Source organism: Streptomyces sp. NPDC033221, from assembly GCF_055577005.1.
Map to the genome: position 1 here is coordinate 113,443 of NZ_JBVIQN010000018.1, position 12,843 is coordinate 126,285.

Consider the following 12,843-nt stretch of genomic DNA (forward strand, 5'->3'; position numbering starts at 1 on the left):
GGGGGCTTCAGTCGGTGAACCCGTGGTGGGCGATCTCCAGGACCTCCGTGGCGACGGCCGGATGGGCCGGATTGAGGGCCGGGCCCTGCCAGCTGACGGGCAGTACGTCGATCAGCCCCCAGCGCGCGACCTCCGAGCCGTCCGCGCGGAGCGCCGTGATCTGGGCGGTGGGCCGCCGGATGCCCGTCTGGACGGAGGAGATCCACTTGGCGACCTTGGTGGTGTCCGGGGTGAGCGGACGGGTCAGCCGGATGGTGGAGAAGGTGACGCGGGTCGGGAGCTGCCAGACGAAGCCGTTGTTGCCGCCCTCCTGCCGCTGCTCCGTCTCCACCTGCGACGACAGCCCGTCGCACCCGTTGAAGTAACCGAGGCTCTCGCCGTCGATGGAGAGGGTGAACCAGAGGGACGAGCCCGGGTCCTGGCGGGACATCGCGGAGGGCCTTTCTGTCAGGTCGGTCAGAGGTACGGCGTCGGTCGGCGGGCGCTTGTCGGCCGGCGGCCGGTCACTGGCGGGGAGCGGTCACTGGCGGGGGTCGCGGAGTCTGCCGATCCGCTCGCGGTCCATGCGCAGTTCGGTACGGATCAGCCGGGTGACGCGGCCGATGATCCGGTGCACCAGTTCGTCGAGCTGGAAGTCGGAGAGGGCGCGCGGGTCGAACGCGACGGCGGACGGCTCCGCCGCACCGGCGGGCCTGGGCCATTGCCCTGACTGCTGCGCCGGTGGCAGCGGGGTGTACGAGGGCGGGGCTCCGGGAGATGCGGAGTACGCGGGAGGGGGGCCGGTGGGCGGGGCGTAGCCAGGTGGGGTGTACGCGGGTGGGGCGAACTGGGGTGGGGCGTACGCAGGTGGGGCGGACTGGGGTGGGCTGTACGAAGGAGGGGGCTCAACGGGGGCGGCCGGTCGGCGCGGAGGCCGGACTCGGGGCAGCGTGTCCGCCACCGTGGCCGCGGAGAAGGCGGCCAGCGTACCGATGGCCGAGTTCCGTCCGGTACGCGATCGCCCCGCACGCTGGACAGTGATGGGGAGGGGGGCCGGGGCGCCGATGGCGCTGACGGGGCGGGGGGTGTGCGGGAGCGGGAGGGGTGGTGCGGCGGGTGGGGCTGGGGGGCGTACCGGGGGCGGTACCGAAGGGGCTGAGAAAGAGGCGACGGGGAGGGGGTGAGGGGTGGTGGTGGAGACCGCCGGAGACCGTTGGATGGCTGGAAGTTTTATGGTGGCTGGGGGCGTGGGGAGTGGGGCTGCTGGGGGCGTGGGTGCTGGGGACGTGGCCGCGGCGCGGGCCGGGGGCTTGGCGGGCAGGGGGGTGTCAGCCTGGGGCGCGGGCGTGGGCAGGGGAGTGGTGTCAGCCTGGAGGGAGAATGCGGCCAGGGGGGTGGCGTCCGTGGGGGCGCTGGTGACCGGGGCGCCCAGTGGGGAACGGCGCGGTGTGTGGGCCGCCGGAGCGATCTGGCCCTTGGACGTTGGCAGCGCGGAGCGCGAGACGGGGCCGAGCCCGTGGGCCGGTGGGGTGGGGTCTGCTGGGGTGGAGACCGACGAAGTAGGGCCGGGCCGGAGGCTGGGCGAGGCGGGCTGGGGCACGGAGGCTCGGGACGCGGCGGTCGGCGGTGCGGGTGTCGCCGAGATCGGGGCGCCGAGGCCGGTGCTGGGTCCCGTGGCCTGGCGGGTGGCGCTGCGCTGAACCGTCCGGTGGGGCGTGGAGGAGGCGTGCCCGGAGAGGGAAGGCGCCGTGGCTGGAGGCGCAGTGGGTACGGCGTGACCCTCGGCGACCGGGAGCGATCGGGGCCCGCGAAGTGATCGCTGAACAGGAGGCGTTGCCGCCGGTGCATCCGAGGCCGGCACGGCTGCCGGGCGAGCGGGCCGTGTCTCACCCGAGGGAATGACAGGCCGGGGCGCGGCATCCTGAGTACGGGGGAGAGCGCGCGGCGCAACGGCCGCGACACCGGTACCGGTGCCGGCGTCGCGCGGGGCGGGTACCGGCTCGTTGCGTGCGTCGCGCGTTGGGCCGTCATCCGCCGTAGCGGCAGGGCCAGGCGTTGGGGCCTGCCCCCTCTTGACTCGACGGGATACGACGATCGGCTGCCGGTTGACAGCTTCGGTACCGCTCGGAGCCACCACTGCGCGCCGGGCGGATGGCGTCGGTGACGTGTCGGCGAGGTCGGGGGCGGGGGCGGGGGCCACAGCCTCGCGCTGCTGGACCGTGGCCCGCTGCACGGGGGCGGGGACGGAGGCGGAGGCAGGGCCGGTGGCCGCAGTGTCGTGACGGCCGTGACGGCCGTGGACATCGTCGGCCGGGGGAAGGGCGCCGGTCATCTCGTCGCTCCTGTCACCTGCCGTGCCGGTGGAAACGGCGTTACCGCGAGGGGCGGTCGCTCCGCCACGCGGGGCGAGTGCCGTTCCGCTACCGGGCGTTGCCGGTGCGGGGTCGTGGTGGACGGCCGCTCGCTGCACCGCGACGCCGGGCTCTGCACGCATGCCCGACGTAGATGCTCCGCTGGGCGTGGGCGAACCGGCACCCGTGCTCTCCGTCGACGGCGCGGGATGGCTGAGGGGACCGGCCGGGGCGGCCGCGTCGGTTCCCCCTCGACTGTCCTCGGCCGGTGCGGTCGGTGCAGCCGAGCCGGACTCGCTGGGAACACCGCCCGGCTCCCGTACGCCGCTCGTGGCACGTGCGCCAGTCACCGGGGCCCCCGCACCCGCCACTATTCCCCCAGCAGACGCGAAGCCCTGCCGGGCCGCCGGATGAATCCGCCGCTGTACGACGCCCGGCCCGGCCGGCGCCTTGGTCAGAGGCAGCCGGGACGGGCGGGGCTGGGCGGGCGTCACGCGGACTCCGCGCGCCGGAGACAGAGCAGGCGCATGTGCGTCCCGAGACGCGGGGGACGGCGCCGGGGACGAGCCGGTCGCGACGGGCAAAGCCGCCGAAGCCGCCGGAACAGCTGAAGCCCCCGGAACAGCCGAAGCCGCCCGAGCTGACGGCCCGGCAGGGCGCGCCCGCCCGGCCGCTGCCGTTGCCGGGCTCCCCTGAGCACCATCGGTGGCTGCGGCGGCCGAGGGGCGGGTAGCCGCCGGGGCGCGCCGAGGCGTGGCAGCAGGCGTGGACCGCTGAGGCGCACCGGCCACGGATCGCCCCAACGAAGCCCGCTGAACCGGAGCGGCAGCCCCGCCGCTCCTACCGCCCCTGCCAACCCCGCCAGCAGAATCCACCGACGGCGGCAAGGCGCGCAGCGGCGCCACAGGTACCCGCTGCGCGGCCGGTTCCGGTGCCACCGGTGTGAAGGGGAGCGTGTTCGAGGGTCGTTCCAACCCCGTTACCGGGCGGGCCGTGTTGGTCACCGTCCTCGGAAGCAGGCCGGCGGGAGCGGTGTCGAGGATTCCGAGGCGGGACGACGCGTGCATGAACGAAGGGTTCTGCCACGTCGGCAGCCGCTCGCCGAACCCGGCGTCCGCGACTTCGGCACGGCCGCCGGCGACGGACCGCTGGATGGACGGCAGCGTTCGCCAGGCGGTCGTTGGCGCCGTACCGCTGCGCACGGCACCGGTCGGGTCAGAAGAACCTGAAGAACCCGAAGCCCCCGAAGAGCCGGAAGCCCCCGACACCTCCGACGACCCCGAAGCCCCCGACGACTCCGAAGCCCCCGAGCCCCCCGAATCGATTCGCCCCTCCGTGCCCCCGCCACCCTCCCGCTCACGCTCACGCTCACGGCCGCCCCGCCCCCGTAGCCGGTCCAGGAATCCCATGGTTCAGTCCTCCGCCCCGGCGCGCGTCACGAAGGACGCGATCCGGCCTGTGTATGCGCGGCGGTCGCGGTGTTCCAGGTCCAGGATCGTCTCCAGGCCCCAGTGGAAGTGGTAGGCGACGTACGCGATCTCCTCGTGCAGCCGGTCGGTCGCGTACGTCACGATTCCCCCAGGCGGCTCCCGCCGAGGTCCACTTCGAACGGCTCGGAGCAGTGCGGGCAGTCCACCGCGGCGCGGGTGTGGCCCTCGGCGTTGATCTGGCGGTAGAAGTCCTGGAGGAACGCGAGGTCGGAGGCGAACATGTTCTCCACGATCCCGTCGTGCACCATCGGCAGCGTGCCCAGGCGGGTGACGACCCGGCCGAGCAGCACCACCGACAGGTACGCGGGGTTCTCCTGGACCCGGACGTCGCGCAGCGGTACCAGTTCGTCCCGTGCCGTCGACAGCCGCATCACGCCGTCCCGGTGCACGGTGCCCGCCTCGTCGACGTACCCGCGGGGCAGTTGGAACGGGAACTCGGTGCGCAGGCTGCGGGGTGCCGCGTCGGCCGGCGCGGCGGCGGGGGGCGGAGAGAGGGCCTCCGGTTCCGCCGCCGCGGTCTGCTGGGCCGGTGGTACCGCCGCGGCCGCGCCCGGCGCACCGGCAGCCGTGCGCCGCATCACTCGACGACCAGTTCCTCGAAGACGATGGTCACGGTCTCGGTGAGCACGGCGGCCTCACCGGCCTTCAGGGTGCTGGCGTCGATCTTGCTGCACCAGGCGTTGCGCAGGTTGTAGCGCTTCACCGGATTGTCCTCGTAATCCATCATGATGATGGAGGCGTTCTTGCGGGCGGTGCTCATCCGGCCGGCGATCGAGTCGTTGATCCACTGCGTGAACGAGGACGACTGGGTCATGCCGCGCACCACGGTGCACTGCCCGTTCTTCTGCACGCCCGGCAGAATGTTGATGTCGACGTGGCCCTGCGCGGTGTTCTGCGGGCTGACGATGACGTCCTGTTCGATGGTGAGGCCGCTGACCTCCGAGAGGTATTCGACCATCACACCGTCGATCTGCAGGCCGAAATTGTGTGAGGTGAGGGAGTCACCCTGCATGAGAGCCATGGGTTCGCTGTCCTTCTGGGCTGTGTGACGGTGATGTACGGGAGTGGGGGAGGGGGCGGGCGGCCTACTCCTCCAACTCGCCGTTGCCACTGGAGAACTGCGACAACCGGAAGATCACGAACTCCGCGGGCTTGACCGGGGCGACACCGATCTCGCACACCACCCGGCCCAGGTCGACCGACTCCGGCGGGTTGGTCTCCTCGTCACACTTGACGTAGTACGCCTCCTGGGGCCGCTGGCCGAACAGCGCGCCGCTGCGCCACTCGTTGACCAGGAACGCCGAGATGTTGCGCCGGATGCGGGCCCACAGCGCGTGGTCGTTCGGCTCGAACACCACCCACTGGGTGCCGATCAGGATCGACTCCTCCAGGTAGTTGAAGTACCGGCGGATGTTCAGGTAGCGCCACTCGGGGTCGGACGAGAGGGTGCGGGCTCCCCAGACGCGGACGCCCCGGCCGGGGAAGGCGCGGATGCAGTTGACGCCGACGGGGTTGAGCAGGTCCTGTTCACCGCGGGTGATCTGGATCTCCAGGTCGACGGCGCCGCGTACGACCTCGTTGGCGGGGGCCTTGTGCACCCCGCGCTCGGAGTCGTTGCGGGCCCAGATGCCGGCGACGTGGCCGCTGGGCGGGACCATGCGGGCCTGGCCGGTGGCCGGGTCGAAGGACTTCACCCAGGGGTAGTAGAGGGCCGCGTACTTGGAGTCGTAGCCCGCCGTCTCCTGGCGCCACGACCGCACCTGCTGGGCGTTGAGGCCGGGGGGCGGGTCGATGACCGCCACCCGGTCGCCCATCAGCTCGCAGTGGGCGATGAGTCCGAGCTGTACGGCCTTGACGGCCTCCAGGTCGATCGCGTCGCGCTGGTAGGCGGCCATGAGGTCGGGTACGGCCACCGTGGACACCGCGTCGATGGCCTCCAGGCCGCCGAAGCCGGTGCGGTCGGCGGAGTCGCCGAGGTACTGGGCCGGGCCGGGGTTCGCGGTCGTGTCCCGTTCGGCGGGCGTGGGCGTAGGCGCCGGGGCGGGCGGCGCGGCCAGGGTGACCGTCTGGTTCTCCGGGCGGACGAGCTGGGCCGCCGCCGCGGCCTCCGCCACGGTGATGAGCTTGGAGCGCTCCTTGACCTGGGTGACGACGTAGGACCGGTTGCTCTTCTTGGCGCTCACGTCGAACGTCTCGACCGGCTTGTCGCCGTCCTTGACGATCAGCTTGAACCGTTCGGCCGGACCTTCCCCTTCGGGGTCGGCGACCTCCACGGTCAGGGGGCCGTTCGCGCCCTGGGCGATGGCCGCCACGGAGAACGCGCCGAGCTGCTTCGGCTCGGCGGCGGGCAGTTCGGCGGGGCGGGCCCGGCCGGTCACCCCGGCGGGGGCCGCGCCGTCCCCGGCAGCGCCCTCGGCGGAACCGCCGATCCGCACCACGTACGCGGCAGAGCCGCCGTTGTTGAAGAATCCGTAGACGGAGTGGGCGAGGTAGTACCCGTCGGTGAAGTCACCGAAGGAGGCGACGTACTGGGTCCAGTTGGTCACCAGCGTGGGCTCGTTCAGGGGCCCGGCCGGTGCGAGCCCGACGAAGGCCGCCACGGAGGTGCCCACCCCCTCGATCGGACGCGATCCGCTGGCCACCTCCTCGACGTAGACGCCGGGCGACAGATAGGACGGCATGCTCTGCTCTCCTCGGGGTACGAGACGGGACGCACTCACCCTCGCGCAGCCCCCTCGCCGCCGAAACGTCCCCAGGTGCCGGGCCCTGGGCAAGGCCGCTGCCCCCAAGGGCGCGCCGACGTGCCTCCGCGGCCGGCCGGCGCCGGCTTCCCGCCCGGAGCGCCGGAGCCGCCGGGCGCGTCGGACCGACGCCGGCGGCGACCGGGGTGCCGTGCCGCGGGCCGAGGGCACTCGACACCGCCCGTCCGGGCAGCCGGGTCTGCCCGGAGGGCTCCTGACGGTGTCCGCCGCCTCTCCTAGCGTCGTGGCGTGAGCCCTTGGACCTCTTTGGAACCCGCCTCCGCAACCGTCGACCCCGGCAGCACCACCACGGTGCGGCTGCGGGTGCGCAACACCGGAGACATCGTCGACGAGTACCGCTTCGAACCGGTCGGTGATCTCGCGCCGTGGACCACGGTGGAGCCGCAGGCGCTGCGGCTCTATCCGGGGACGACCGGCACGGTGGAGCTGACGTTCGCGCCGCCGCGTACGCCGGACGCGACCGCAGGACCGAATCCGTACGCGGTACGGGTCACGCCGACGGAACACCCGGACGCCGTCACCGTCCCCGAGGGCAACCTCACCATCACCCCCTTCAGCGAGGTGCGCGCCGAGCTGGTACCGCCGACGGTCAAGGGGCGGTTCCGGGGGCGGCCGCGGCTGGCCGTGGACAACCTCGGCAACACCAAGGTCACCGGTTCGCTCAGCGGCAAGGACACCGGCGAACGGCTGTCGTACGACCTCCAGCCGGGCAACGTCCAGATCGAGCCGGGCCGGGCCGCTTTCGTGAAGGTCACGCTGCGTCCTCGGCAGATCACCTGGTTCGGGTCCAAGCAGGAGCAGCCGTACGCGCTGGTCCTGCGCCGCTCCGGCACCGAGCCGGTGGACGTGGACGGCACCTTCGTACAGCGCGGCATCCTGCCGGGCTGGCTGGCCACCACCGGAGGTCTGCTGCTCGCCCTGACCATCGCCTTCGTGACGATCTGGCTGGCGTACCGGCCGCAGGTGCAGAGCGTGGCGCGGGAGAAGCCCGAGAAGGCCGGGCAGCTCGCGCCGAGCAGTCCGTCCCCGGCGATCAGCAGCCCGCCCCCCAAGCCCGAGAAGTCGGACGGCCCGTCCGAGAAGCCGGGCGGCGGCGGGCAGGAGAAGCCGAAGGACGAAGGCGGCGGCGGGGACAAGCCCAAGGAGGAGCCCGAGGAGCGGACCGCGGCCACCGCGGTGCGCGAGCTCGTCGCCCGCGGCGCGGGCCGCCACATCTGCTACCGCGCCTTCGTCCAGGACGACGGCTGGCAGGAGCCGGTGTGCGACGGGGCCGAGGCCGGCACGGTGGGCCAGGGCAAGCCGATCAAGGCCCTCAACATCGCGGTGTCCGAGACCAAGGGCGTCACCGGCGCGAGCGCCTACGCGGGCGAGGGCTGGCGCAAGGGCGACGCGTGGCGGAAGGAGGACGATGGGAAAGACCTGGTCCTCGGCAGCACCGAGAGCGCCGATCCCCCGATGGAAGGGTTCACTCTTCAGGTCTTCGACGGCTCCGTGTGCCACGAGGCCTATGTGAAGGACCGGAACTGGCTGGGCAAGGGGTGCACCGAGCCCGGCAAGTGGAGGTACGGCGGCAGCGCCATGGAATGGAACCTCCAACTGGAGGCGGTCCGCTTCACCGTGTGACCACGCGCCGGACGGGCCGGACTCTGCGCGTCACCAACTCGCTTCACCCGGGACCAGCCGCCCCGCCTTGCGGTATTCGCGGCGGGCGCCTTCCCACAGGTCGTCCGCCGCGACCGGTTCGTCCCGGCCGGCCGCGAGGTAGGCGGCGGTGACCACCGCGCCGCGGATCGAGCCGCCGGCCAGTTCGAAGTCCCGGGCGAGGGCGGCCACGTCGATGTCCCCGGCGCGGGGCACATGCGACAGGCCGTGCTTCCACAGCGCGAGACGCTGTCCGGCGTCCGGGAAGGGGAAGTCGACCACCAGGTCGAGGCGGCGGGTGAACGCGTCGTCGATGTTGGCCCGCAGGTTGGTGGTCAGCAGGGCGATGCCGTCGAAGGACTCCAGACGTTGCAGCAGGTAGGCGCTCTCCATGTTGGCGTACCTGTCGTGCGAGTCCTTGACCTCCGAGCGTTTGCCGAAGACGGCGTCGGCCTCGTCGAAGAGGAGCACGGCGTCCGTGCGGTCTGCCTCCGTGAAGATCCGTTCGAGGTTCTTCTCGGTCTCGCCGACGTACTTGTCCACGATCGAGGACAGCTGGACCACGTACAGGTCGACACCCAGATCGGCGGCGATTACCTCGGCGGACAGTGTCTTGCCGGTGCCGGACTCGCCCGCGAAGAGACCGAGGACGCCGCGCCCGCGGCCGCCGCCCGCGCTGAGCCGCCAGTCGCCGAGCACCCGGTCGCGATGGCGGGCGCGCAGGGCGAGTTCCCGCAGCTGGGAGAGGGGCCCGTCGGGCAGGACCAGATCACGCCAGTCCACCGCCGGCCGGATCCGGCGGGCGTGCCGTTCGAGGCCCGAGGCCGACTGCTGCCGGGCGGCGAGCCGTACGTGGTCGGCGGTGAGCGGAGTCCCGTCGAAGGCGGCGAGCGCCGTCGCGGCGCGGGCGGCGCGGGCGATGCGTTCACCGCCCAAGTGGTACGGAGTCACGGTGCCGGCCAGGTCGAAGCCGTCGGCCGCCGGCCCCAGCGCGGTGCGCCAGGAGGCCGTACTCCCGGCCGGCCGCCGGGGCGCCTGGAGCACCAGCGGGTCGTGCGCCGACCACTGTGGATCGTACGGGCGGGAGTCGGTCAGCAGTACGGTCACATCGGTGGCCGCCGTCAACTCGGCCACCATCGCGACCGGTTGCCCGGGCAGGCCGCACACCACGACGGCCCGGCCCGTCAGACGCGCCTCCCGCAGCAGCTCCGTGACGTGCTCCGGGGGCCCGGAGAATCGCAGCGCGTCGAGACCCGCCTCGCGCAGTGCGGACGTGAGGGCGGCCAAAGCGTCGCCCTCACGGTGTTCCCGCAGGTAGGCGGTGAACGGCCCGTCACCGAGACGGACGGCCAGCCGCCGGACGAAGCCCTCGTCGTGCTCCGCGCAGGGCAGCAGGTCCGGCATCGGCCGCAGCTGGCCCAGGAGCACGGCATCCGGAGTGTCGTCACCCAGCAAGTGGGCGGTGAGCCGGTCGGACACGGACAACGAGCGGGTCAGGAGCGGCCGGTCGGCCTCCTCGACGGTCAGCAGACCGAGGGCGCGCAGCGGTGCCGAGAGGTGGAACCGGGCGCGGGCCTCCGGCAGGTGCGCGGGCAGCCCGCACAGGTCGAGGGCGAGGCCGACGGTGGCGCGGCGGCGGCTCACGTCGTCGTTGAGGTAGCCGTAGAGCGGTTCGAAGGTGCGGTCGAGGTCGGGGGCGAGGGCGATGAGCAGCACGGCGGTGTCCAGCTCGGTGAGCCGCAGCCGGGCGGCCGTCCGGGCCAGACGGTCGTCGCGGTCCCCCGGCCACTCCGCCGGCGCTCCCGGCCGTACACCAGTCCCGCGCACCGCATCGGGCACCGCGTGCGGCCAGGTGCGCAGCAGATGACCCACGGCTTCCCCGGACAGGTGCAGGCCGCGCAGCGGATCGTCAGCCGTGGGGTCGTCGGCGGAGCGGTGTTCGATCAGCGTGGTCACCGCGTGCCGCAGCCCGGCCAGGCGTGCGAGGAGCGACCGCGCCGGACCGGCCGCACCGGCGTCCCCGGGCTCGGCTGCCGTGTGCAGCAGGTCGTCCAGGGGCGTGGCGTTCATGTCTGCTCCGTGCGGCGGGCCGCCGCCTGCTCGTGCGCGGTACGGGCTGCTGCCGCCTGTTCGTGCGCGGCGCGGGCCGCCGCGAGGTGACCGGGCCGGTGGGCGCGCTCCTCCGACCGCGGCGGGCTGCCCTCCACACCGCGTACCCGCACCGCCGCACCCTCCGTGACCGGGGGCCCCGCGTCGTAGTCGGGGTACGCCGGGAACGGCACGGTCACCGCGACATCCAGAGACGGCTTGAGCTCGCCGCCCAGCGCGGACCAGATGTCGGCGAGGGAGCGGGCCTCCGACCGGGTGCCGCTCACGGTCACCGGCACCGACAGGCCGAGGCGCCCGAGCGATTCCGGAAGCTCCTCGGCGGGAATCAGTTCGTGCGGCAGCAGCGTGGCCAGCACCGCGGACAGCAGCCGGTGCTCGTCCTGCGGTGTCTTCGTCCACGCCGTCACCAGGTAGGAGAGCTGGAACCAGCGCGGCGGGCGACGGTGGCGTACGACGACGTCCCGGTCGTCGCGCAGCCCCGTCCGCCCGCGCTGCCGCAGGGACACGTCCTCCCGGACGTCGTACAAGTAGGCGTTGACCACGGGCGCGTTGCGCCGGGCCGCCCAGTCGCGGGTGGGCACCTCGAAGGACACGTCGATACCGGACCCGGCCAGCGCCCCGCCGCCGATGAGGCTTTTGACGACCTCGTCCACCTCATGAATCACGTACGTGCTCCCACCTGCCGGCCGCCCCGGCTGGCTCCCGGCGCCGGCTGTTCGCGGCCCTGCCGCCGATCGTGGTCCCTGCGCCGCCCGGTGCGCAGGCACGCCGGGGACGGCGACGGGGCAGCGCCGGTGCCTCAAGGGGCCGCCCCGGCCGCCCGTCCGGTCAGATGTAGCCCTCGCGGAGCGCGTACGCCACCGCGTGCGAGCGGTTGCGCAGATGCAGGCGGGTGGTGAGTCCGTGCATGACGTTCTTGACGGTGCGTTCGGAGTACGACAGCTTGGTGGCGATCTCCGAGGTGTCGAGCCCCTCGGCCACCAGCCGCACCACGTCCACCTCGCGCGACGTGAGGCCCAGGAACGACCCCGGATGGTCGGCGCCGCCCCGCTGCAGGCGACCCACCTGGCTGATGAGCCGGCCCAGCAGGTCCGGAGGCAGATCGCCACCGCCCTCGGCCGCGGTCAGCACCGCCTGCAGCAGCCGGTGCGCGGTGGCCTCGCGGCGCCAGACGATGGCTCCCGCGCCGCACTCGATGACGTCCAGCAGTTCGTTCTCCCGGATGGTCCCCACCACGAGCACCACCCGCGCCCCCTCGCTGCGCACGGTCCGCCGCAGCCGGGCGAGCGCGGCCTCATCGAGTACGTCCTCGACGAGCACGGCCACTGCGGCGGAACCGGAATCCTCCCGCAGGTCGACCTCCGGATGGCGGCGCAGCTGGCTGAGGACCCCCTCGCGGCTGATCGGATCGGATGCCGTGACCACCACGCGCACCCGGCGCGCGGTGGGTAGGGGAGCTGTGGGGGCCGGATGCGAGCTGAGCAAGTGATTCCCCTGTTCTGCGGGCGAACCGCGTCGCCGTCGGCACATGGCCGGCCCGGGCGCCGGTCTTCGTCGTCGGTGCAGTCCGCTTGGAGCGGTACCTGACTGCGGTACAGACCATGCCGCCGGGGAGGGGAACGCCGCATCGGCAAGAACTACGTAGCCGGGCCCCTACGTATTCCGGCGTCGGGCAGGGTGACCGCTTCCCACGGGGCCGCGACGGCGGAGGATTCCTGTCTAGGCCCCGCGCCCCTCGGGGGAAAAGAGACGGGAGGGCAGACCAGGGAGCGTCCAGGGCAGCGAAGCGGCGCCGCGGGGCCCGTTCACAGGACCAGGCGCAGCCATGCCTCCGCAAGTGCGGCGTGGCCCGCCGGTGTCGGGTGTACGCCGTCCTCGGCCCAGTACTCCGGTCCGGTCGTCGTGGCGAGTCCGGCGAACATGGCGTCGGCGCGGAGCAGTTGGGCACCGTATTCACCGGCGAGTTTCCGCACGGCCTGGATCTTCGGGTCCACATCGGCGCGCCATTCCCTTCGCTCCTGCACACCGACGAGCGCGGCCCCGGCCTCGACGACGCCGTGGATCGGCAGCAGGAACGGCTCGATGAGGATCAATTCCGTGCCCGCCTCGGCGAGAGGCGCGAGCAGACGGTCATAACCCGCTTCGAATTCCGCCGCGGGAATCACGTACCCCTGCGGATCCAGTGTGTGCCAGCCCATGTCGTTGACCCCGACGAGGATCGACACCACGTCCGGGCGCGCGTCGAGCACGTCCGTCTGCCAGCGGGCTTCGAGGTCCCGCACCTTGTGGCCGCCGATCCCGGTGTTCAGCCAGGTCACGGGGCGGTCCGGGTGCCGCAGGCCCCACTCGCCCGCGATGCGCAGCGGATAGCCGAAGCCGAGGCCGTCCTCGCTCTCCAGCCGTTGGCAGTCGGTGATCGAATCGCCGGTGAACAGGACGGTGGTTCCCGGGCGGAGGGTGATCGTCATAACTACTCCTGGGAAAAAGGGGATGTGGATGGGAAAGAGAGAA

The 12,843-nt window shown here is 72.9% G+C and carries 12 protein-coding genes; 2 read left to right on the forward strand and 10 right to left on the reverse strand.

Annotation, left to right across the window (positions count from 1 at the left end):
- Positions 1-7: 7 nt before the first annotated feature.
- Complete coding sequence (locus tag ACZ53K_RS23540; protein ID WP_468839934.1) at positions 8-430, reverse strand: phage tail protein; 423 nt, start codon at positions 428-430, stop codon at positions 8-10.
- 90 nt (positions 431-520) lie between these two features.
- Entirely contained in the window at positions 521-940 is a 420-nt protein-coding gene (locus ACZ53K_RS23545) for a hypothetical protein (RefSeq protein ID WP_468839937.1), read from the reverse strand.
- A gap of 514 nt (positions 941-1,454) precedes the next feature.
- Here ACZ53K_RS23545 and ACZ53K_RS23550 point away from each other — a divergent pair.
- On the forward strand, positions 1,455-1,679 hold the full coding sequence (locus tag ACZ53K_RS23550; protein WP_468839939.1) for a hypothetical protein: 225 nt from the start codon (positions 1,455-1,457) through the stop codon (positions 1,677-1,679).
- A 2,063-nt stretch (positions 1,680-3,742) separates the two neighbouring features.
- On the opposite strand, the gene ACZ53K_RS23555 is transcribed toward ACZ53K_RS23550, so the two are convergent.
- From ACZ53K_RS23555 to ACZ53K_RS23570, 4 genes are all read right to left on the reverse strand, one after another.
- Complete coding sequence (locus ACZ53K_RS23555) at positions 3,743-3,901, reverse strand: DUF6760 family protein (RefSeq protein WP_468839941.1); 159 nt, start codon at positions 3,899-3,901, stop codon at positions 3,743-3,745.
- Entirely contained in the window at positions 3,898-4,398 is a 501-nt protein-coding gene (locus ACZ53K_RS23560; protein ID WP_468839943.1) for a hypothetical protein, read from the reverse strand. Before ACZ53K_RS23560 ends, ACZ53K_RS23555 begins: the two co-directional genes overlap by 4 nt.
- On the reverse strand, positions 4,398-4,841 hold the full coding sequence (locus tag ACZ53K_RS23565; protein ID WP_360136505.1) for a phage tail protein: 444 nt from the start codon (positions 4,839-4,841) through the stop codon (positions 4,398-4,400). Before ACZ53K_RS23565 ends, ACZ53K_RS23560 begins: the two co-directional genes overlap by 1 nt.
- 64 nt (positions 4,842-4,905) lie before the next feature.
- Positions 4,906-6,501 carry a phage tail sheath subtilisin-like domain-containing protein gene (locus ACZ53K_RS23570; protein ID WP_468839946.1) on the reverse strand — a complete coding sequence of 532 codons (1,596 nt, stop codon included), beginning with the start codon at positions 6,499-6,501 and terminating at the stop codon, positions 4,906-4,908.
- Positions 6,502-6,810: 309 nt separating this feature from the next.
- Here ACZ53K_RS23570 and ACZ53K_RS23575 point away from each other — a divergent pair, with 309 nt between their 5' ends.
- The gene (locus ACZ53K_RS23575) at positions 6,811-8,205 is read left to right on the forward strand and encodes a hydrolase (protein WP_468839948.1); all 1,395 of its coding nucleotides are present in this window, start codon (positions 6,811-6,813) and stop codon (positions 8,203-8,205) included.
- A 30-nt stretch (positions 8,206-8,235) separates the two neighbouring features.
- On the opposite strand, the gene ACZ53K_RS23580 is transcribed toward ACZ53K_RS23575, so the two are convergent.
- The 4 genes from ACZ53K_RS23580 to ACZ53K_RS23595 all read right to left on the reverse strand — a co-directional run bounded on the left by ACZ53K_RS23580 (position 8,236) and on the right by ACZ53K_RS23595 (position 12,800).
- Positions 8,236-10,293 (reverse strand): ATP-binding protein, encoded by a 2,058-nt coding sequence (locus ACZ53K_RS23580; RefSeq protein WP_468839951.1) that lies wholly within the window; start codon positions 10,291-10,293, stop codon positions 8,236-8,238.
- Positions 10,290-10,997 (reverse strand): Pvc16 family protein, encoded by a 708-nt coding sequence (locus ACZ53K_RS23585; RefSeq protein WP_468839953.1) that lies wholly within the window; start codon positions 10,995-10,997, stop codon positions 10,290-10,292. The genes ACZ53K_RS23580 and ACZ53K_RS23585 overlap by 4 nt, the downstream gene beginning before the upstream one ends.
- A gap of 163 nt (positions 10,998-11,160) precedes the next feature.
- A complete protein-coding gene (locus ACZ53K_RS23590; protein WP_468839956.1) occupies positions 11,161-11,862 on the reverse strand; it encodes a helix-turn-helix transcriptional regulator in 702 nt (233 codons plus the stop codon).
- 275 nt (positions 11,863-12,137) lie between these two features.
- Complete coding sequence (locus tag ACZ53K_RS23595) at positions 12,138-12,800, reverse strand: SGNH/GDSL hydrolase family protein (protein WP_468839959.1); 663 nt, start codon at positions 12,798-12,800, stop codon at positions 12,138-12,140.
- Positions 12,801-12,843: the final 43 nt, after the last annotated feature.